This is a genomic window from Beijerinckiaceae bacterium (genome assembly GCA_004564215.1).
Lineage (GTDB): Bacteria > Pseudomonadota > Alphaproteobacteria > Rhizobiales > Beijerinckiaceae > Methylocapsa.
On sequence record CP024846.1, the window covers coordinates 98,469 to 118,903 of the forward strand.

23 protein-coding genes and 1 pseudogene are annotated in these 20,435 nt (G+C 59.1%); 14 read left to right on the plus strand and 10 right to left on the minus strand.

Annotated elements, in window-relative coordinates; translation table 11 throughout:
- Window positions 1-25 precede the first annotated feature (25 nt).
- From CU048_00340 to CU048_00350, 3 genes and pseudogenes are all read right to left on the minus strand, one after another.
- The gene (locus CU048_00340; GenBank protein ID QBR69983.1) at window positions 26-709 is read right to left on the minus strand and encodes a hypothetical protein; all 684 of its coding nucleotides are present in this window, start codon (window positions 707-709) and stop codon (window positions 26-28) included.
- A complete protein-coding gene (locus tag CU048_00345) occupies window positions 706-1,263 on the minus strand; it encodes an RNA polymerase subunit sigma (GenBank protein QBR69984.1) in 558 nt (185 codons plus the stop codon). The genes CU048_00340 and CU048_00345 overlap by 4 nt, the downstream gene beginning before the upstream one ends.
- Before the next feature lie 245 nt (window positions 1,264-1,508).
- Window positions 1,509-1,667, minus strand: a pseudogene (locus CU048_00350) (hypothetical protein).
- An 89-nt stretch (window positions 1,668-1,756) separates the two neighbouring features.
- Here CU048_00350 and CU048_00355 point away from each other — a divergent pair.
- The 4 genes from CU048_00355 to queD all read left to right on the plus strand — a co-directional run bounded on the left by CU048_00355 (window position 1,757) and on the right by queD (window position 3,497).
- The gene (locus tag CU048_00355; GenBank protein ID QBR69985.1) at window positions 1,757-1,936 is read left to right on the plus strand and encodes a hypothetical protein; all 180 of its coding nucleotides are present in this window, start codon (window positions 1,757-1,759) and stop codon (window positions 1,934-1,936) included.
- Between the two features lie 78 nt (window positions 1,937-2,014).
- Entirely contained in the window at window positions 2,015-2,335 is a 321-nt protein-coding gene (locus CU048_00360) for a thiol reductase thioredoxin (protein QBR72535.1), read from the plus strand.
- 144 nt (window positions 2,336-2,479) lie between these two features.
- Window positions 2,480-3,115, plus strand: a complete 636-nt coding sequence (queE, locus tag CU048_00365; GenBank protein QBR69986.1) for a 7-carboxy-7-deazaguanine synthase — start codon at window positions 2,480-2,482, stop codon at window positions 3,113-3,115.
- Between the two features lie 25 nt (window positions 3,116-3,140).
- Window positions 3,141-3,497 (plus strand): 6-carboxytetrahydropterin synthase QueD, encoded by a 357-nt coding sequence (gene queD, locus CU048_00370; protein ID QBR69987.1) that lies wholly within the window; start codon window positions 3,141-3,143, stop codon window positions 3,495-3,497.
- A gap of 9 nt (window positions 3,498-3,506) precedes the next feature.
- Here queD and CU048_00375 read toward each other — a convergent pair whose 3' ends face one another.
- The 3 genes from CU048_00375 to CU048_00385 are packed head-to-tail and all read right to left on the minus strand — an operon-like array spanning window position 3,507 to window position 6,380.
- The gene (locus CU048_00375; protein QBR69988.1) at window positions 3,507-3,641 is read right to left on the minus strand and encodes a cytochrome bd-I oxidase subunit CydX; all 135 of its coding nucleotides are present in this window, start codon (window positions 3,639-3,641) and stop codon (window positions 3,507-3,509) included.
- A 12-nt stretch (window positions 3,642-3,653) separates the two neighbouring features.
- A complete protein-coding gene (gene cydB / locus CU048_00380; protein QBR69989.1) occupies window positions 3,654-4,790 on the minus strand; it encodes a cytochrome d ubiquinol oxidase subunit II in 1,137 nt (378 codons plus the stop codon).
- Window positions 4,791-4,808: 18 nt separating this feature from the next.
- Complete coding sequence (locus CU048_00385; GenBank protein QBR69990.1) at window positions 4,809-6,380, minus strand: cytochrome d terminal oxidase subunit 1; 1,572 nt, start codon at window positions 6,378-6,380, stop codon at window positions 4,809-4,811.
- A gap of 503 nt (window positions 6,381-6,883) precedes the next feature.
- Between CU048_00385 and CU048_00390 the strand changes: the two genes are divergently transcribed.
- Both CU048_00390 and CU048_00395 read left to right on the plus strand, forming a co-directional pair.
- On the plus strand, window positions 6,884-8,404 hold the full coding sequence (locus CU048_00390) for an aldehyde dehydrogenase (protein ID QBR69991.1): 1,521 nt from the start codon (window positions 6,884-6,886) through the stop codon (window positions 8,402-8,404).
- Between the two features lie 52 nt (window positions 8,405-8,456).
- Complete coding sequence (locus CU048_00395; GenBank protein QBR69992.1) at window positions 8,457-8,834, plus strand: DUF779 domain-containing protein; 378 nt, start codon at window positions 8,457-8,459, stop codon at window positions 8,832-8,834.
- 85 nt (window positions 8,835-8,919) lie between these two features.
- Here CU048_00395 and CU048_00400 read toward each other — a convergent pair whose 3' ends face one another.
- From CU048_00400 to CU048_00410, 3 genes are read right to left on the minus strand one after another with little or no spacing between them, the layout of a single operon-like run.
- Complete coding sequence (locus CU048_00400; protein QBR72536.1) at window positions 8,920-9,393, minus strand: transcription elongation factor GreA; 474 nt, start codon at window positions 9,391-9,393, stop codon at window positions 8,920-8,922.
- A gap of 36 nt (window positions 9,394-9,429) precedes the next feature.
- A complete protein-coding gene (locus CU048_00405) occupies window positions 9,430-9,618 on the minus strand; it encodes a hypothetical protein (GenBank protein QBR69993.1) in 189 nt (62 codons plus the stop codon).
- A gap of 26 nt (window positions 9,619-9,644) precedes the next feature.
- Window positions 9,645-12,968 carry a carbamoyl phosphate synthase large subunit gene (locus CU048_00410; GenBank protein QBR69994.1) on the minus strand — a complete coding sequence of 1,108 codons (3,324 nt, stop codon included), beginning with the start codon at window positions 12,966-12,968 and terminating at the stop codon, window positions 9,645-9,647.
- Between the two features lie 214 nt (window positions 12,969-13,182).
- On the opposite strand from CU048_00410, the gene pssA reads away from it, so the two are divergent.
- From pssA to CU048_00450, 8 genes are all read left to right on the plus strand, one after another.
- A complete protein-coding gene (gene pssA, locus CU048_00415; GenBank protein QBR69995.1) occupies window positions 13,183-14,079 on the plus strand; it encodes a CDP-diacylglycerol--serine O-phosphatidyltransferase in 897 nt (298 codons plus the stop codon).
- A 133-nt stretch (window positions 14,080-14,212) separates the two neighbouring features.
- Complete coding sequence (locus tag CU048_00420; GenBank protein ID QBR69996.1) at window positions 14,213-14,431, plus strand: translation initiation factor IF-1; 219 nt, start codon at window positions 14,213-14,215, stop codon at window positions 14,429-14,431.
- A gap of 21 nt (window positions 14,432-14,452) precedes the next feature.
- The gene (locus tag CU048_00425; GenBank protein QBR69997.1) at window positions 14,453-15,091 is read left to right on the plus strand and encodes a septum formation inhibitor Maf; all 639 of its coding nucleotides are present in this window, start codon (window positions 14,453-14,455) and stop codon (window positions 15,089-15,091) included.
- 28 nt (window positions 15,092-15,119) lie between these two features.
- Window positions 15,120-15,350: a DNA gyrase inhibitor YacG gene (locus CU048_00430; GenBank protein QBR69998.1), complete on the plus strand. Its 231-nt coding sequence runs from the start codon at window positions 15,120-15,122 to the stop codon at window positions 15,348-15,350.
- A gap of 104 nt (window positions 15,351-15,454) precedes the next feature.
- Complete coding sequence (locus CU048_00435) at window positions 15,455-16,249, plus strand: YdcF family protein (GenBank protein QBR69999.1); 795 nt, start codon at window positions 15,455-15,457, stop codon at window positions 16,247-16,249.
- Between the two features lie 76 nt (window positions 16,250-16,325).
- On the plus strand, window positions 16,326-16,979 hold the full coding sequence (locus CU048_00440; GenBank protein ID QBR70000.1) for a glutathione S-transferase: 654 nt from the start codon (window positions 16,326-16,328) through the stop codon (window positions 16,977-16,979).
- 217 nt (window positions 16,980-17,196) lie between these two features.
- Window positions 17,197-17,886 carry a hypothetical protein gene (locus CU048_00445; protein ID QBR72537.1) on the plus strand — a complete coding sequence of 230 codons (690 nt, stop codon included), beginning with the start codon at window positions 17,197-17,199 and terminating at the stop codon, window positions 17,884-17,886.
- A gap of 17 nt (window positions 17,887-17,903) precedes the next feature.
- Window positions 17,904-18,620: a molecular chaperone DnaJ gene (locus tag CU048_00450; protein QBR72538.1), complete on the plus strand. Its 717-nt coding sequence runs from the start codon at window positions 17,904-17,906 to the stop codon at window positions 18,618-18,620.
- A gap of 28 nt (window positions 18,621-18,648) precedes the next feature.
- On the opposite strand, the gene CU048_00455 is transcribed toward CU048_00450, so the two are convergent.
- A complete protein-coding gene (locus tag CU048_00455; protein ID QBR70001.1) occupies window positions 18,649-20,316 on the minus strand; it encodes a D-alanyl-D-alanine carboxypeptidase in 1,668 nt (555 codons plus the stop codon).
- Between the last annotated feature and the right edge of the window lie 119 nt (window positions 20,317-20,435).

The window sequence follows — 20,435 nt, forward strand, 5'->3', positions numbered from 1 at the left end:
GTGCGTTACCCGGATCAAAACGCAATCACAAGGTGGGCGCGACGAAGCGCACGATGGTGCTTTCCTTTCGCATCGAGACCACGATGGCATACAGCTCCTCGGGGGAAAGTGCCTTATCGCTCACTCGGATACGAAACATGCCAGCTGCCAAGGGCCCTTGAACGATCGATGCCTTGCGGATCTCCAGGAAGTTCAGGATTTGAGCCGTCGTCGCCTCCGGCACGAATGCGACAAGGAGGAAGGTCCCTTGCTCGGTGACCTGCTTGGAAGCCGATGCTGTCTCGTAGGTCGCGCCCGTTTCCCCGGAGCCAAAATACATTGCCCCGAGCAGGCCAGCCTCGATTACGGCGATAAAGGCCGCCACTAGGGCTGCCAATGCCAGGGAGCGAGGCTGCCAGGCAGAAAACAGCTCGGACAGCCAAGGTCCAAGTTCGAACTTTTTAAGTTCTGGTGCCTCTGCGGCGTCACTTTGAATTCGCGCAAACAGTCTCTCTCTGGCTCGCAGCGAGGGTGTACCGAGGCCTTCGTTCAAGGTGGCGGTTGCCGCGCGCTCTTCGAGAATAAGCTCATACCGCCTTCGCAATTCTGGCATTTGCGCAAGCGCCAGTTCGACGCGGCGCATATCCTCGGGCGCAAGTGTTCCGCTGGCGTACCAGGGAAGCAGGCTCTCGACATGCTCAAATTCACGCGGATCATCTGTCGTCGTCATGGCCAACCTCTGTCCACCCCGGCAGCGACAAGCAATTCCGAGAGGCGTTTTCGTGCATGAAACATCCGCGTCTTGACCGTGTTTTCCGGAATGTTGAGGATCTCTCCGACTTCCTTGATGCTCCTCTCATGGTAATAGATGAGATCAATGACCTCGCGGTGCGGCACCGACAGGAGTTTCAGGCAATTTTGCATGAGCTTGCTCTTATCGGATTTCTGCAAGAGATTTTCCGGGTCATCGCTTTGGTCTTCGATCAAGTCTTCGTCGGGACCGAGTTCGAGGTGTTGACGTTCTCGCCGCGTTGACAGCGCCTTGAATCTGCCAATCGCAAAAAGCCATGTCGATACGCTTGAGCGCGCTTCAAATCGTCCGGCCTGCTGCCAAACATTGAAGAAGACATCGCTGAGGATATCCTCGGCAGCCGATTCATTGTTGGTCAGACGGACAAGGAAACGGTACAGCTTCACCCGGTGGCGCCCATAAAGCGCCTCGAGGGCTAGTCGGCTGCCCTCAGCGATGTGCTTGATGAGGTCCTCGTCCGAGAGCTTATCCATCCCCTGATCGTGTCCGTGGCCCTAGCTTGATTTGCAGCAGCTTCGGGCCACCGCAGGCAAAGTCAAGCGCCGGTTGGAAATCGTGAGATAAGTCACCATCCGGAATCGAACGGATGAGGGGAGCGGCAATGCGGCCGGCTCAGTCGAACCGGCCGATTGACCACAGCTTTATCGAGGGCTCAGTAGCAAACCTTGCGGACGACGACCCCGACGTCTTCGTCAAAATAGCGCTTGATGACGCATCCGCCGTAATATCCGCCGTATCCGGCCCAACCCCATCCATGACCATGGCCCCAATGCCCGTGGTGACCCCAGCCACCGTGGAACCCGCCGCCATGGAACCCGCCACCATGGAACCCACCGCCATGGAAGCCACCTCCATGAAATCCACCGCCGCCGCCGAACGCCGCTGCCGGTGCGGCTGAAACCACTGTGAGGGCGGCCGTTGCAACCACGGCGCTGAACACGGTCGCTTTCAAATTGAACTTGCGCATTGATCTTCTCCTTCGGGTCCGGGGGCCCGGTTTCGAGCCCCGATATCCTTTGGTCGCCCGAGCGAGGAAAAAGGTTCATGCGGTCCGCATTATTTTTTGATTCGCGGAAAGCTGCAGCGCGGCACGGCAGGATTTCCGAGAGCGGCGGAGGCCTCCTTGTGCGCCGCGGCGCGGCTTGACGAAGGGCCCCCGCCTTCTTACTTTGCGGGTAATCTGCGGCGGGTATGGTCCCACGCATGAATCTTCGAGAGATGGCGATGTCCACCGTTACAGTTACGGATGCCAATTTTAAAGACAAAGTGGTGGGGGCCAGCGGACCTGTGGTCGTCGATTTCTGGGCTGAATGGTGCGGTCCCTGCAAGATGATTGGGCCGACGCTCGAGGAAATCGCAGCCGAAATGCAGGGCAAGGTTACGATCGCCAAACTCAATGTCGACGAAAATCCGGGTGTGGCCGGTGCCTACGGGATCCGCAGCATCCCGACGCTCATGCTGTTCAAGGGCGGCAAGATGACGTCGTCCAAGGTAGGCGCCGCGCCGAAGGGCGAGTTGAAGAAATGGATCACAGAGGCGATCTAACGTCCAAGCGCTGCCAGTTTCTGCAAAGGGACCTCGCGAGGGGTCCTTTTTTGCGTGGGGCATGATCCGCCAGGGCGGTCATGCTCCAAGGTTATTTCTTTTGCGTGATGTTCTCCCTTTCAAAATCACGCTTGGGGCGAACGCATGGGCAATTATGCGGTCAAGGAGATTTTCCTGACTCTCCAGGGCGAAGGCGCCAATGCGGGGCGTGCTGCCGTGTTTTGCCGTTTTGCTGGCTGCAATCTCTGGTCCGGCCAAGAAAGTGACCGAGAGGACGCCACCTGCAGCTTCTGCGATACCGACTTTGTCGGAGTGGATGGCGTCGGCGGCGGGAGCTTCGGCAATGCGGAATCGCTCGCCGCCGCGATCGAGAGCAAGTGGACCGGCGGAAGAGCGGACCGACTGGTTGTCTTCACCGGCGGCGAACCTCTTCTGCAACTCGATGAGGCACTGATTGGCGCGATGCATGCGCGCAAGTTTGAGATTGCGGTCGAGACGAATGGCACGCTCTTGCCTCCCAGCGGCGTCGATTGGCTTTGTGTCAGTCCAAAAGCAGGGGCGCCCCTTGTCGTACCCTCCGGTTCCGAACTGAAGCTGGTTTTCCCGCAACCGGGCCTTCCGCCCGATGCCTTGGCGGAACTCGCCTTCGATCATTTCTGGCTGCAGCCTATGGATGGCGAAAGCCTCGCCGCGAATACGGCGGCAGCGGTCGCCTATTGTCTCGATCATCCGCGCTGGCGGCTCAGTGTGCAAACCCATAAGCTGATTGGCTTGCCGTGACTTATTTTGAGGTGAAAATCCACGCATGAAGATTACGCAAGCCTTCAGCTTCGAGGCCGCTCACTCTTTGCCAAATGTGGCTGCCGAACATCGGTGCAAGCGTCTGCATGGGCATTCCTATCGCGTCGAATTGCGGCTTGAAGGGGCGGTCGATCCCGTCACCGGCTTTGTGGCCGATTTTTTTGAAATCGAGGCCGCGTTCGCGCCGCTCCTGGAGCGCCTCGACCATCATCATTTGAATGAAATCGAGGGGCTTGAAAATCCAACCGCGGAAAATATCGCGATCTGGATTTGGGACCGAACCAATAAGGCGCTGCCGCAACTTGCCAGCGTCGTTGTGTACGAAACGCCTGATTGCTGGGCGGAATACGAGGGAATCTGAGCCCTTGAGTCACGCGCCGTGACCGTCGCTCCGATCCTCGGGATCCCCCGCGTCCATGAAGGATTGCTGCTCTTGCCACAAGGCGTTGATGATCGCGAAGGAGACGGCGAGGCTAACACCGAGAACCCAGGAAAAATACCACATCGGGACTTTCTCTCAGTAGGAACTGGAACTGTTTCCGCCGTCGGCCAACATGACCCGTCCGCGCAGTACACGATAAACGAAGGACGTGTAGGCGAGGATAATCGGCATGAAGACCAAGGTGGCGATGAGCATGAACAGCAGGGTCAAACGGCTTGATGAGGAGTCCCAGATGGTGAGGCTCGCGTTCGGCTCTATCGATGAGGGAAGCAGGAACGGGAAAGCACTAAGCCCAGCCGTGGCGATGACGCCCGCCACCGCGATACCGCTTGTGATCAAGGCAAAACCATTGCGCCGCGCGCGCAAAAAGACGCTTGTCAGCATTGTGCCGACCACGACCATTGCCGGGGCAATCAGCATCCAGGGATATGTCCAATAATTTGAAACCAAAGCACCACTTGCGCGGGTCACGGTTTTGAACAAAGGATTCGACGGGCCGTCATGGGCGAGTTCGCTGGTGATTTGATAGCCCTCGATTACGAGGCTCACGTAAATTCCGCAAATGGCAAAAAGGGCAAGCAACACCAGAATGGCGCGCTGCGCATAAACCGCCGCGCGATCGGCAATCACCGGGTCTGCCTTGAGGGCGAGATAGGTGGCCCCATGCATGACAATCATCGCGCAGCTGACAAGCCCACAGAGGAGCGCGAAAGGATTGAGAAGATCAAAAAAGCTGCCTTCATAGGTCATCCGCAAGGTGTCATCGAGGCGGAAGGGGACGCCTTGCAATGCATTGCCGACAGCGACCCCGAAGATCAGGGCCGGAACTGCGCCGCCAATGAACAGGGCCGCGTCCCATACCCCCCGCCAAACCGGATTGTCGACTTCGGAGCGAAACTTGAAACCGACTGGACGTAGGATCAAGGCGGCCAGAACCACGAACATCGCAAGATAAAAGCCAGAAAAGGCGATTGCGTAGAGCATCGGCCAAGCCGCGAAGATGGCGCCCCCTCCAAGGATCAGCCAAACCTGATTGCCTTCCCAGACCGGCTCGACGGTCGTCAAAACGATTTCGCGTTCCCTTTCATTTCGAGACACGAAAGGGAGCAGCATCGCCGCGCCAAGGTCGAACCCATCGGTGACCGCAAAGCCGATCAGCAAGACACCGAGCAGGAACCACCACGCCAGCCGCAAGACCTCATAATCGGGCATGAATCACTCCTTCCAAAATCATTCGGCGCTGCTCGCGGCGTGAACGGCTTGTTCCCTCGGTTCTGCAAAAAAACCGCCGGGGCCCAAGCGGATCGCCTTCACCATCAGATACACATCGGTGATCAGGAGCGCGGAATAGAAGCCGATGAAACCGAAGAGCGTGACAAGAACGTTCTGCTCGGAAAGGCTCGACACGGCAAGAAAAGTTGGCAGGACCCCTTCGATGACCCAAGGCTGTCGCCCGACTTCCGCGACATACCATCCGGCCTCGGCGGCAATCCAAGGCAGCGGCAAAGCGAAGACCAGCGTCCAAAGCAATGCGCGCGACTTCCATAGCCGCCCGGTCGATACGAGGAAAAAGGCGGCACCAAAAAGAAAGATAAAGAGGAAGCCAAAGGCGACCATGACGCGGAAGCTCCAGAACAGGGCTGCCACGTCCGGCACGGTACTCCAGGCCCCTTTCGAGATGTCCGCGTCGCTCGCTTGCTCGATGTTTGGAAGAAACTTCTTGAGGAGGAGCGCGTAGCCGAGATCGCCAGAGTATTGATCGAGCGCCGCGCTCGCCTTTGCGTCGGTATGATCGGCCCGCAATTTTTGCAAGGCTGAATAAGCGATCAGCCCGGTCCGGATATGTTGTTCGTTGCGCTCGACCAGTTCCTTGATTCCAGGCACCTCCGTATCGATGGAATGGGTTGTGATGAGGCCCAATACCCAAGGAAGACGCAAGGCATATTCGGTCTGGCGTTTGGCTTGGTTCGGGTATCCAAACAGCGTGAACGATGCCGGCGGCGGCTCAGTCTCCCACATCGCCTCGATCGCGGCGATTTTCATTTTCTGGTTTTCGGTGGCCGTATATCCGCTCGCATCGCCAAGCACGACGACGGAAAGCGCGGAGGCGAGGCCAAAGCTTACGGCGACCGTCATTGATCGTCGTGCCATCGCGATGTGCTTGCCGCGGAGCAGGTAGAGCGCGCTGACGGACGCTACAAACATGGCGCCTGTCACATAGCCTGCACTCACCGTATGAACAAATTTTTCCTGCGCCACCTGGTTGAAAATGATCGCGCCAAAGTCCGACACCTCCATCCGCATCGTTTCGGGATTGAAATGCGATCCCACGGGATGCTGCATCCAGCCATTGGCGATGAGGATCCAGAGCGCGGACAGATTTGCGCCCGCGGCGACCAGCCAGGTGACGCATAAATGTCCCACCTTGGACAACCGATTCCAGCCGAAGAAAAAGAGCCCGACGAAGGTCGCCTCGAGAAAAAAGGCCATCAAGCCTTCGATGGCAAGCGGAGCCCCAAAAATGTCACCGACATAATGGCTATAATAGGCCCAGTTCATGCCGAACTGGAATTCCATGGTGACGCCGGTGGCAACGCCCATGGCAAAATTAATGCCGAACAGCGCGCCCCAAAATTTTGTCATCTGCCGCCAGACCTCTTTGCCGGTCATGACATAGACGCTCTCCATGATGCCCAACAAAAGCGAGAGGCCGAGCGTGAGGGGCACGAACAGGAAATGATACATGGCCGTCAGGCCGAATTGGAGCCTTGAGAGCTGTACAACGTCGAGCGTTGTGGACATGGCCGAACGTTCCTAAGGTTGTTGAACGAAAGTTCCGATGACGCGCGCCTGAACCGTTGCCGCGTCTATCCTTGCTCGCTGCCCGGAGCCATAAATATAAATTGCCGCGGCGATGATAATGAACAGCTTAACCGCGACGGCAAGAGCGACTTCTCGGACGAGGGGAGGGCGGACCATGGGGGGTTCCTGTACCGCGGCAGGGGGGACCGATTGGAATCAGAAGGAGAGTCCTTATCATACATATTGCATGACGGCGGCGTGACCAGATGGCTCAGCCTGGGGTATGTTGCTCCGCGTTAAGTCCTCGGTCGCGGCGCGGGCGGCGGACGACGGTGCCCCCGCGGAGTTGCGTTCGTCAGTGTCAATCGGACTCTTCTCAAATAGCCGGATGTGCTAGATTCTTCGTAAAAGCGAAGCAGCAAGCTTCAACACGTTGGGCCGCGTTGGGATGCCATCTTCCATGAGGGAGGTTCCCAGACCCTTCAAATATTAGGGAGGCAAGCATGGTCGACAAAATACTGGCCAACATCGCCAATCAGATTGCGATCCGGCCACATTACGACAATTTCATCGGCGGCAAATGGGTTCCTGCGGCGAAGGGCCAGAAATTCGACAATATTTCACCGATTGACGGGCATACGGTCTGTACAGTCGCCCGTTCCACGGCAGAAGACGTTGAATTGGCGCTCGATGCCGCGCATGCCGCGCGGGAGTCCTGGGGACGGACTTCCGCCACCGAGCGTTCGCAGATCCTTTTGCGCATCGCCGATCGGATGGAACAGAAGCTCGATCTTCTGGCGCTGGTGGAAACCATCGACAATGGCAAACCCATTCGCGAGACCAAAGCCGCCGACCTGCCCTTGGCGATCGATCATTTCCGCTATTTTGCCGGCTGCATCCGCGCCCAGGAGGGAAGCCTCAGCGAAATCGATCATGACACGGTAGCCTATCATTTCAATGAACCGCTCGGCGTGGTGGCGCAGATCATACCGTGGAATTTCCCGATCCTGATGGCGGTGTGGAAGCTCGCGCCCGCGCTTGCCGCCGGCAATTGCGTCGTGCTGAAGCCGGCCGAGCAAACCCCCATGAGCATCATGGTTCTCATGGATATGATCGGCGACCTGTTGCCGCCCGGCGTCCTCAATGTGATCAATGGCTTTGGGGTCGAAGCCGGCAAACCGCTCGCGCAAAGCAAGCGCGTCTCCAAGGTCGCTTTTACCGGCGAGACGACGACCGGACGTCTCATCATGCAATATGCGTCCGAGAACATCATCCCGGTGACATTGGAACTTGGCGGCAAGTCCCCAAATATTTTCTTTGCGGACGTCGCCGCCGAGGACGACGAGTTCCTTGACAAGGCGCTTGAAGGCTTCGTCATGTTCGCCCTCAACCAGGGCGAAGTCTGCACCTGCCCGTCGCGGGCCTTGGTGCAGGAGAAAATCTATGACCGCTTCATGGAGCGGGCCATCGCACGGGTGAAGGCCATCAAGCAGGGCAATCCACTCGATCCGGCGACCATGATCGGCGCCCAAGCGTCCAACGATCAACTCGAAAAAATCCTCTCCTACCTCGACATCGGGCGGCAGGAAGGTGCCAAGGTCTTGACCGGTGGCGCGCGGGCCGATGTGGGGCCGGAGCTCTCCGGTGGGTTCTACGTCCAGCCGACGGTTCTCGAAGGCCACAATAAGATGCGCATCTTCCAGGAAGAGATTTTTGGGCCGGTTCTCTCCGTCACGACGTTCAAGGACGATGCGGAGGCGCTCGAGATTGCCAATGACACGCTCTATGGCTTGGGCGCTGGCGTTTGGACACGGGATGGGACGCGCGCCTATCGCTTCGGCCGCGCGATCCAGGCCGGGCGCGTGTGGACCAATTGCTATCATCTCTATCCCGCGCACGCGGCCTTCGGCGGCTACAAGCAATCGGGGATCGGCCGCGAGAACCACAAGATGATGCTGGGCCACTACCAGAAGACGAAAAACATGCTGGTCAGCTATAGCCCCAAGGCCCTCGGCTTCTTTTGAGCTCCGACACATAAAGCGGGCGCGCCTGCGCCCGCTGCTGGGAGATTTCGTGATGGTCGAACGCGTCGTCGCTACAAAGCAGGCGGAAGACCTGATCGGGCGGCTCAAGGAAATCCACGGGCCGCTTCTTTTTCATCAGTCGGGGGGCTGTTGCGATGGCAGCTCGCCGATGTGCTTTCCGCTTAAGGAGTTTCGGACCGGAGCCAGCGATGTTCTCCTCGGCGAGATCGCGGGCTGTCCGGTTTATATCGGCGCCGCCCAGTTCGAAGTCTGGTCGCATACGCAACTCATCATCGACGTTGTGCCAGGGCGAGGCTCGGGATTTTCCCTGGAGGCGCCGGACGGCGTTCGGTTCCTGACGCGGGGGCATGTTTTTAGCGGCACCGAGCTCGGAGCTCTGTGCGAACTCCCCAAACCCGATGCCCCGTGATCTGAACAATCGTACCAAAAGGTTTCACGTGAAACCTTTTGGTACGATGCGCCCGGATATGGAGGGGACGCGCCGGCCAGCCGCTCTACTGAAACGCCACATTCAAAATCTCATAGCTCTTGCCGCCGCCGGGTGTATTCACTTCGACCGAATCGCCGATTTTCTTGCCGATGAGCGCGCGTGCGGTCGGTGAGGTGATCGACACGCGTCCGGCCTTCACATCGGCCTCGCTTTCGCCGACGATCTGATAGGTCTTCTTTTCTTCCGTGTCCTCGTCGACCAGCGTCACGGTTGCGCCGAACATGATCGTCGTCCCGGAAAGCTTCGACACGTCGATAACTTCGGCGCGAGACAATTTGTCCTCGAGTTCGGCAATGCGCCCCTCATTCAAGGACTGTGCTTCCTTGGCGGCGTGATATTCCGCATTCTCCGACAAGTCGCCATGCGATCGCGCTTCCGCAATCGCCTGGATGATGCGCGGACGCTCAATCTGCTGGCGCCGCTTCAACTCCTCTTCGAGGGCAGTATATCCGCCCGCCGTCATGGGGAACTTGTCCATCCTCATCTCTTTCACGTCTGCTGGTCTTCTTTGTCGTCACGATTGCCGGTTCAATATTCGGCGAATAATGGTGGTACACGCCAAAGCGGTTTCCTTGCCTATGCCTTTGCTGAGACCCCACATCGGCGGAAACTCCGCCAGCGTCGTTGCGTCCCGAATCTTAACAGACACCTTCACGAAACCGGCCGCAAGGGGTGCAGATTCGCAGAGGCTGGGCACCGCCATGAAGGCGCGCGGGTTAAGGCTGCGCTTTAGCTAAAATAATCCTGCAGGGCGCGGACCTCCAGATCGCCGGCGAGATAGGCGCGAATCCCCTGCGAGGCGGCGATCGCTCCCGCCAGCGTCGTATAATAAGGCACCTTATGCAAGAGGGCTGCGCGGCGCAATGATCGCGAATCTGCAAGAGCTTGCGCGCCTTCCGTCGTGTTGAACACAAGGTGGATTTCGCCATTCTTGATAAAATCAACGACATGGGGCCGGCCCTCTGAGACCTTGTTAAGCTTTTGTGCAGAGACGCCTTGGGCCTCGAGATAGCGCGCTGTACCGCCCGTGGCGCAGATGCGGAAGCCAAGGCCCGCCAATAATTTCGTCGAATCGAGGATGCGTGGCTTGTCCGAATCGCGGACCGAAACAAAGACTGTGCCGCTCGTCGGCACTTTTGTGCCGCCGCCGAGCTGACTTTTTGCGAAGGCGATCTCGAACGAACGATCGAGCCCCATGACTTCGCCGGTCGAGCGCATTTCCGGCCCCAGCACGGTATCGACGCCGGGAAACCGCGCAAATGGAAACACCGATTCCTTGACGCCAATGTGATCGAGCTGCATAGGCAGCAGTCCGAACGCGGCTAGGCTCTCTCCCGCCATGATACGCGCCGCGATCTTTGCGATCGGGACCCCAATGACCTTGGCGACAAAGGGCACGGTGCGGGCCGCGCGAGGATTGACCTCGAGAACATAGATCTCGCCGCCCTTCAGCGCGTATTGAACGTTCATCAGGCCGCCGACGCCAAGAGCCAAGGCGAGCTTGCGGGTCTCGTCTTCAAGCTCGGTGATTTTTTCAGGGGTCAGCGAGCGCGGCGGCAGAGAACAGGCGCTGTCGCCGGAATGAATCCCCGCCTCCTCGATATGTTCCATGATTCCGCAGATGAAAACATCTTTGCCATCGCAGAGAGCATCGACGTCGATCTCCACGGCGTCCGACAAATAGCGGTCGAAAAGCAGCGGGTTCTTGCCAAGAACCGTATTGATCTGTCCGGTCTTATCGTTGGGATAGCGCGCCTTGACCTCGGAGGGCACGAGGCTAGGCAAGGTGCCAAGCAGGTAATCGTCGAACGCCGCTTTGTCGAAAATAATCGCCATCGCCCGGCCGCCCAGCACATAAGAGGGACGCACGACGAGCGGCAGGCCGAGATCCGCGGCAATGAGACGCGATTGCTCGACGGAATAAGCGATTCCATTCATTGGCTGCTTCAGGCCGATCTTGTCGAGCAGCCGCTTGAAGCGATCACGGTCCTCCGCGAGATCGATCGAATCGACGGATGTTCCCAGAATCGGAATGCCCGCCTCTTCAAGCGCATGCGCGAGCTTCAACGGCGTTTGCCCGCCAAACTGGACAATCGCACCCTTGAGGTTTCCAGCTTCTTTTTCCTTGGCAAGGATTTCAAGCACATCTTCCGCGGTCAGCGGTTCGAAGTAGAGCCGATCCGATGTGTCGTAATCGGTCGAAACCGTTTCGGGATTGCAGTTGATCATGATCGTTTCATAGCCGACCTCGCGCAGGGCGAAGCTGGCATGACAACAGCAATAATCGAACTCGATTCCTTGCCCGATCCTGTTTGGGCCGCCGCCCAGGACGACGATTTTTTCGCGTGCCGTCGGCCGGGATTCGCAAGCAGGCGCGGCGCCGAACGGGGGAGCATAGGTCGAATACATATAGGCGGTCGGCGAGGAAAATTCCGCCGCGCAGGTGTCGATCCGCTTAAACACCGGGCGCACACCGAGCTTATGGCGCAAGGCTTTGACCGTGGTCTCCGGAACCTGCGCGAGCGCGGCCAAGCGCGCATCGGAAAAGCCGGCCGCCTTCAGCATTCGCAGATTGGCGCCATCGCCCGGGATCCCATGCATGCGGACCTTGGCTTCGAGGTCGAGAATCTCCTGCAGCCGCGCGATGAACCAGGGATCGATGCCACAGGCCTCATAGATCTCATTCTGTGGCATGCCCTGGCGCAAGGCCTGAGCAACGACAAGCAACCGGTCGGGCGTCGGACGGCCCAAGGCGGCGCGGAGCACATTCATATCATCGCCGAGGCCCAATCCCTCGATCTCGATTTCGTCGAGCCCGTCCAAGCCGGTATCGAGGGAGCGCAGAGCCTTTTGCAGGCTCTCGGCGAAGGTCCGGCCGATCGCCATGGTCTCGCCGACCGATTTCATGGCCGTCGTGAGGGTATCTTCGGCGCCGGGGAATTTCTCGAACGCGAACCGCGGAATCTTGGTGACGATATAGTCGATCGAAGGCTCAAAAGACGCGGGGGTCGCGCCCCCGGTAATGTCGTTGGCGATTTCGTCGAGCGTAAAACCGACGGCCAGTTTCGCTGCCACTTTTGCGATGGGGAAGCCTGTCGCTTTCGACGCCAGCGCCGAGGAACGCGAGACGCGCGGGTTCATCTCGATCACGATCATGCGCCCATCGTTCGGGTTGACCGCGAACTGGACGTTGGATCCCCCGGTCTCGACGCCGATCTCGCGCAGGACCGCGAGCGCGGCATCGCGCATGATCTGATACTCCTTGTCGGTCAAGGTCAGCGCGGGGGCGACGGTGATCGAGTCGCCGGTGTGGACGCCCATCGGATCGATATTCTCGATCGAGCAAACGATGATGCAATTATCCGCCTTGTCGCGGACGACCTCCATTTCGAACTCTTTCCAGCCGAGCACGCTTTCCTCGACCAGAACCTCGCTGGTCGGCGAGGCATCGATTCCCCTTTCGATAATGTCGATGAATTCAGCCTTGTTGTAAGCGATGCCGCCGCCGGTGCCGCCCATCGTGAACGACGGTCTGATGATCGCTGGAAGACCAATATCATCTAGAATTGCAAGAGCTTGCGACAGAGTCTTAATCTGATGGGAACGGGGAGTCGAAAGGCCGATCCGGGTCATCGCCTCGCGAAACAGCTTGCGATCTTCGGCCATGTCGATGGCCGCTGCGCTGGCGCCGATCATTTCGATGTCGAATTTGTCCAGAACGCCCATTTTTTTTAAGGAGAGCGCGCAATTCAGGCCTGTCTGTCCGCCCATGGTGGGCAGAAGCGCGAAGCCGCCGGGAACGACATAGCGCTCCTTGGCAATGATCTTGGCGACGATTTCCGGTGTGATCGGCTCGACATAGGTCCGATCCGCCATGTTCGGATCCGTCATGATCGTTGCCGGATTGGAATTGACGAGGACGATTCGATAGCCCTCTTCGCGAAGGGCCTTGCAGGCCTGCGTGCCGGAATAATCGAATTCGCAAGCCTGACCGATGATGATCGGTCCAGCCCCGATAATCAGGATCGTTGAAATATCCGTCCGTTTGGGCATTGGATCTCGTCTGAACACACAAAAAAAGGCCGCGTCTGCGCTTGAAACCCGCAGTGCGTCCTTGTAGCAGGGGCCAGAAAGCTTGTCGTTTCCGGTCTCGGGTGTCTCCCTAGACGAGAAATGAGCCCCTGTGAACCCGGAGGGAGAAGTTAGCGCGCTTCCTGATCGGGTGCTTGTGGCAATTGTGCGGCGCGCTTATGGTGCGCCGATGAGCATGTATCGAAAAGACGGTTCGCCCGGCCCACGGGAACACGGCGCCGAGGTAACGCCGCTTTATGGCGATGCCGCCGAGCAGGGCGGGTCCGGCCCGCCACGGCGAAGGCGCGGCATTCGCGCGGTTCCCATGCGCATCATCCTGCCCAATCTCGTAACATTGCTGGCGTTGTGCATGGGCCTCACCGCGATCCGTTTCGCGATCGAAGGCCAGTTCGAAATCGCTGTCGTCGCGGTGATAGTCGCCGCCATTCTGGATGGATTGGATGGCCGGATCGCGCGGGCCCTGCGCGGCACGTCGCGGTTTGGCGCCGAACTTGATTCGCTGGCCGACTTCGTCGATTTCGGGGTGGCCCCGGCGCTTATCCTGTATTTCTGGAGCCTCAACCAATTCAAGAGCCTCGGCTGGTTCGCGGCGCTGGTGTTCGTGATCGCGGCGGCGCTGCGCCTGGCCCGCTTCAATGTCATGATCGACGATCCGAATCGGCCGCAATGGCAGGCCCATTTTTTTACCGGAATGCCGGCGCCGGCCGGCGCCATCGTCAGCCTCTTGCCGCTTTATCTCCACCTCTCCGTTCTCGCGGTTCCGAATGTCCGCGCTCTGGTTCCCCTGGAAATCGCCTATGTCTTGATCATCGCGCTCTTGATGGCCAGCCGAATCCCGCATTTTTCCGGCAAGAAAATCGGCCGCGTGCCGCGTGAATATGTGATTTTCGTGCTTTTCGGAATTGTCGCCTGCCTCCTGCTGCTGGCGACCTTTACGATGGAAATGCTGATCGGCTTAAGCGTTATATATTTGGCGACGATTCCCTTTGCGATTCGTCGCTTCAACGCCTGTGCGGCGGAAGACGCCGCGAGAGGGCCCGGCGCCTCACCCGCTGCGCCGTCGCGGGGGTAATCCGCGCGCCTGTGGTTCGCTCACAAAAACACCTGGCCGATGTTCACAAAGGCGCGGTTCTCCATTAGGGTCCGCCCGAATAAGCTCCGCTGGACCGCCGCGCAGTGACGGCGGTCTACAAATAAGGAAACAAATGTCGAAGGAAGAATTGCTTGAATTTCCTGGAACCGTTGTCGAATTGCTCCCCAACGCGACATTCCGCGTAAAACTCGAAAACGACCACGAGATCATTGCTCACACGGCGGGTAAGATGCGCAAGAATCGTATTCGTGTTCTTACCGGCGACAAGGTGCTGGTGGAAATGACGCCCTATGACCTGACCAAAGGTCGCATTACCTACCGGTTCAAATGATCCCAATTCAGGCAATGGCCGATGACCGGCGAAGATAGGGCCTGGCGCCCGCAACTTGTTTTGGCATCGGCCTCGGTGCGACGGCTCGCGCTTCTGCAGCAGATCGGTATCGAACCGGATGCTTTGCTCCCTGTCGATCTCGATGAAACGCCGCGCAAGAATGAGCTGCCGCGCAGCCTCGCGGCACGGCTTGCCCAGGAAAAGACCAGAGCCGCCGCAAAGCTCGCGGCAACGCGGCCCGAACTGGCAAATGCCTATATCATTGGCGCCGATACGGTTGTGAGCGTTGGCCGTCGCATTTTGCCCAAATGCGAGATCGTTGCGGAAGCGGCGCAATCCCTCCGGCTGCTGTCGGGGCGGGCGCATCGGGTGCACACCGGCATCTGCCTTGTCACGCCAAAGGGCCACGAACGTCACAAGCTCGTCGAGACCAGGTTGCGTTTCAAACGCCTTTCCTCAAACGAGATCGAAGCCTATCTCAGTTCGGGCGAATGGCAGGGCAAAGCGGGAGGCTATGCAATCCAGGGCTTGGCCGGCGCCTTCGCGCAGAAATTTGTCGGCTCATATTCCGCGGTCGTCGGCTTGCCGCTCTATGAAACCATGTCGTTACTGGCCGGAGAAGGCTATCCGGCGCTGGTTTCATGGTTGAACAAAGTGTGACGACCGCTGTTACGCTTGGGATGAAACGATGCCAGCGCCAAAAACCGAAAATCGTCTCTCGGGAAATGCCAGTGAGGATCAACGCCGGACGCGGATGTGCCCGATTTGCGCCAAGCCTTCGGTTTTGGAATTTCGTCCCTTCTGTTCAAAACGCTGCGCCGATATCGATCTTCATCGCTGGCTGAGCGGCGTCTACGCCATTCCGGTCGCGCCCGGATCGAGCGACGAAATTGATCGTGAGGAGCCCGAGCCGGATTGAGGGAGTGATAAGATCGCGCGCTGATTTTCGGCGCCAGCGTCTGCCACAGAGAAGGGGCTCGTGGCCTCCCCTCGACTCTCCCCAAACCTTCCGCCGGATCGCACATGTTTTTCGCCGCATCAAAAATCTTTTGGTTCGTTGCCGAGCCCGTGTCCCTGGCCGTCCTGGTCGCCCTTTTGGGAATGGTCTTGCTGTTCACCCGTTTCGCGCGGGCCGGGCGCGCGCTCATGATCGGTGCGATTTTGGTTCTCGCGATCGGCTTGCTGACGCCGTTCGGCGCGCTCCTTCTCCGCCCCTTAGAGAACCGATTTCCTAGTCCACCGGTCGAAATGGCAGCTCCAACTGGCATCATTGTCCTCGGCGGCGCGGTCGAACCGACCCGAAGCGAGGCCCGCGGCCAGGTTGCCTTGAACGCGGAAGCGGCACGCCTTACCGCCGGCGTCGAATTGGCGCGGCGGTACCCCGACGCGCGGCTCATCTACACCGGGGGATCGGCGGCTTTTCCGAGCGAGGGGCCGGTTGAGGCGGAGAGTGCACGGCAGCTTTGGCTCGCTCTGGGCGTCCCGCCGGAGCGCATGGCTTTCGAAGCCAAATCGCGCAATACATGGGAAAATGGCGTGTTGACGCGCAACCTCGTTCAGCCGAAACCCGGCGAGACTTGGCTGCTCGTCACCTCAGCCTGGCATATGCCGCGCTCGGTCGGCATTTTCAGGAGGTTGGGTTTCGACGTGATACCCTATCCGGTCGCCTATCGCACGCTCGGGGACGACCGCGATTTCCTATCTCCTATACCCCCGAGCGAAAGGGTATTCATGTTGGATTTCGGCGTTCGCGAGTGGGTCGGCCTCTTGGCCTATTGGCTGACCGGCAAGACCAGCGCGTTCTTTCCGGCGCCTTAACCCGCCACACTCTTCGCGGCATGGCCATCGTCCGTTCGTCGATGGGCGCGCCGTCGATCAATTCAGGAACCCTTCCATGAGTCTGACCCTCCTCATCGCCAACAAAACCTATTCATCCTGGTCGTTTCGTCCATGGATCCTGATGCGTCATTTTGGCATTCCGTTCGAGGAGGTTGTGATCCCGTTGGCGCAGGAGACGACGCGCGCGGAGATCTCGCGCTTTTCCCCGTCAGGCAAATGCCCGGCCCTGCGGGATGGCGAGATTCTGGTTTGGGATTCCCTTGCGATCATTGAATATGTCGCCGAGCTCAATCCGCAGCTCGCAATCTGGCCGAGCGAGCGGGCGGCCCGGGCGCAAGCGCGGTCGCTCTCCGCCGAAATGCATTCAGGCTTCGCGGCGATGCGATCGCTCTTGCCGATGAACATGCGCCGGCCGGTTCACAAATGCGCCTTAAGCCCGGAGGCAAGCGCCGATATTTCCCGTATCGAACAGGCCTTCGCCCAGGCTCGCAAGCAGTTTGGCCAAGCTGGGCCGTTTCTGTTTGGCCAATTCTCCGCCGCAGATGCGATGTTTGCGCCGATCGTCAACCGGCTCCATGTTTACGATGTAGAGGTTACGCCGGTCACCAAAGACTATATGGAAGCCATGTCGGTCTTGCCGGCGTACCAAGATTGGCGCGCGCAGGCCCAAGCGGAGGCTTGGTCGATCGAAAAATACGAGGTCGCATAGAGCTTCCGAATCGTCCTGCAGTCGAAAATGCGTGGCATCGGCCGCGGACCGTTCGGCGCGGCCAGTTGATTTTTGCAAAGCTTTGCAGGCACATTATGTAGGGTCGGTGCCGGCACAAGAAGCGCTTGCCGTTGGGCCTTGTCGGCACGATCTATAAAAGACAAAACTATTACTCGCGAGGAGCCAAGTGGGCCGAACCGGGGACAAGGGTGCGGCGATCGTGCCAAAGTCCAGCACGAAATCCGATATCGACAGTTTTCTAGAAACGGCCGCGAAGCTGCCGTCCCCGGCTGACCCAGGGCGGGGCAGGCTGATTTTTGCCCTCGATGCCACGATGAGCCGGCAGGCCACCTGGGACATGGCGCAAAGCGTTCAGGGCAAGATGTTCGCCACCGCGGCGGCGCACGGCGGCCTCGATGTCCAACTCGTCTACTATCGGGGCTTCTCGGAATGCAAGGCGTCGCGCTTTGTTGCAGGCGGCCAAAGCCTGGGATCCCTGATGACCAAAATCGCGGTCGGCGCCGGCCAGACTCAGATCGAGAAAGTGTTGCGTCACGTTCTTGAAGAGACACGCAAAACTCCGGTGCGCGCCTTGGTCTTCGTCGGCGACGCGATGGAAGAACAGCTCGACGTTCTGTCTGGCCTTGCCGCGGAAATGGGGTTGCTGGGCGTGAAAGCGTTTCTGTTTCAGGAAGGACGCGACCGAGCGGCGGAGCAGGCGTTTCAAAAGATCGCAATGTTGACCGGCGGCGCCTATGCTACCTTCGATCTATCCGCCCCCGAGCGCTTGATCGCGCTGCTTTCGGCCGCGGCGGCTTATGCGGCGGGTGGCCGGCGGGCGCTCGAATTCGAGGCGCGGGCCCGTGGCGCGACCGCGGCAGACCATCTATTGTCGCAATTGCGCTGAGGCGGCGGCGGAGAATGATCTATCTTCTGAGTGGGATTGTACTTTTTTCTCTCGCGCTATACGCGTTGAGGGCTTTTGCTCAAGCTGATGCCGCCTCGCTCGCTCGGATGATCAGAAACGGCAGTGGGGGAGCGGCTCTTTTTGCGGCCGCGGTTTTGTTATTTCGGGGGCGCATTGACATGGCGATTGGGCTTGGCGGGCTCGGAGCCTGGTTGCTTGGATGGCGCGGCGGATCCTTGCAGCGCTTGTTTGGTTCTTCCCGAAAGCCAAATCCGCAAAAGACGTCATTTGTCAGATCGGCGATGATCGAAATGGAGCTTGATCATGAATCCGGCAAGATGCGCGGGACGATCCTGGCCGGCCCCGACGAAGGCAAGTCACTGGACAGTCTGACAAGACCGCATTGCGAAGCGGTCTATGACATGTGTTGCCGGGACGATCCCGAGGGCGCTCGGCTGATGGAAGCCTATCTCGACCGCCGGTTTTCCGGATGGCGTGCGGCAAGTCAAAATCAAGGCCACGCGGGGCGCCGACGCTCGGGCCGGCGCTCCAGTATAATGTCCGAAGATGAAGCGTATGAAGTTCTGGGACTTCAAAAAGGCGCTTCGGACGAGGAAGTCGTTCGGTCGCACCGCTCTCTGATGAAGAAATTGCATCCCGATCACGGGGGATCGACGGATCTGGCGGCTCGTGTCAACGAAGCCAAAGATGTCCTGATGCGGCGTCATCAATAAGTCCATAGGGGCATTTGGTGTTGAGGTTTCAGTTCTTCGTTGGGAAACAGGAAAATCCGGAACGTTTAAGGGTTTTGCAGGCGAGTTCCGCAGTGTCGGCTTCGAGCCCGGCGAAGCGAGCCCGATAAAATGTTTCCGATCCCTTTTGAATCTTTTCGGTAAAGCCTTGCGCGGAGGCGAGCGTCCGGTGCCCTTCGGCTTTGGCCCGGCTGAGAAGCTCGTTGGCCTTGGCCACATCGGTGGTCGCGCCGATTTGAATCATCCAGCCATTGCGCGCGGCGGCCGGGCGGTGGCTGTCGATCGTCTTCACTTCGTCGTCCTGAGGCACTTCCCTCTTGGCGACGACCAGTTTTTCGGAATTGCGAAGGCTTCCCGTGGCAAAGTCGGAACTTGCCCGCATCACGGAGGGAGTTGCCGTGGACCCTTCGGCGCCGTGGCCCGAGCGGCTTTGCAGGGTTGAACCATCAAGGCTTGCCTGTTTCAGATTGCCTTCGCCCTGGGCGGCACGTGGCTCGCCAGCTTTTGGCGCCCCGGAAACAAATGCCGGGCGTGGCCGCTGCATGGCCAGATCGCCGTTCAGCGACGCGACGCGAATGGCATCGACGGCGAGATCAGCTCTTGGGGGATTGGGCGCAAAGGCCAGTCCCGTGGGTGCCTTCGGCTCGGGCTGAACCGCGCGGGGAATGGCGCGCGGAATCTCGGTCGCCTCGGCAACCTGCGCGGGTGCGGCTGCTTCGGTGATCAACGCAGCGGTACGGACGGTCGCACCATTGTCGATCTGGTCCTCGATCAGATCGGCCATGATCTTGTCGCGTGTCCTCGCACTGCTGCCTCCAAGGACCACGGAGACGATGTAGCGTCCATTGCGCTTCACCGATGTGAGAAGATTGAAGCCGGAGGCGCGAATGTAGCCCGTCTTGATTCCGTCCATTCCCTCGACGCGGCCGAGGAGATGGTTGTGATTCTTGATCGCCGCGCCGGCATAGTAAAAGACATGCGTCGAAAAATACCGGTAGTAGCGCGGGAAGCGCTCCTGAATGGCGCGGCCGAGAATCGCCAGATCGCGGGCGGTGGTCAGCTGTTCGTCGTTGGGAAGGCCGGACGCATTGGCAAAATGCGTGCTGTTCATCCCCAGCGCATGCGCCTTGTTCGTCATGAGTTCGGCGAATCGCTCTTCACTGCCGCCAAGGGCTTCGGCGATGGTCACCGCAATATCATTGGCCGAGCGGGTCACGACCGCTTTGATGGCGTTGTCGACACTGATCGTTTCGCCCGGACGAAGGCCAAGCTTGGTGGGCTTTTGCGCGGCGGCGTGCGCGGAAACGCGAATCTCGCTGTCGAGTCGAAGGTGACCTTTTTCCAGCTGTTCGAACAAAAGATAAAGCGTCATCACCTTGGTGATGGAAGCGGGATATCGCCGGTCGTTTTCGTTACGGGCGTAAAGAACGCGCCCCGTATTGCCGTCGACGACGACCGCTGCAATTTTGGATGGGCTGGCTTCACGCGCGTGGGAGTAGCGAGAAAAATGACCGTGATGGGACCGGTGGGAATAGGCGGCATGGGCTGAATAATAGCGATGTCTGTGGCGTGCTTCCGCGGGAGTTGCGAGGATGCAGGTCGCTGCCAAGGCCAAACCAAGACAAAAACGAGCGGCCCCAATTTCTCTGCGACAAAGCGTCGCGTCAATCTCCAACATGTTGCTGGTCCCTAATTGGCCGCCGGAAAGCTTCAAGTCGCGGAAATTCGAAAGGTTTTCTCGCAGAACGCTATGCTGGCGCGGTTACCGGTTGGTTAAGGCTGCGCTGAGAAATGGCG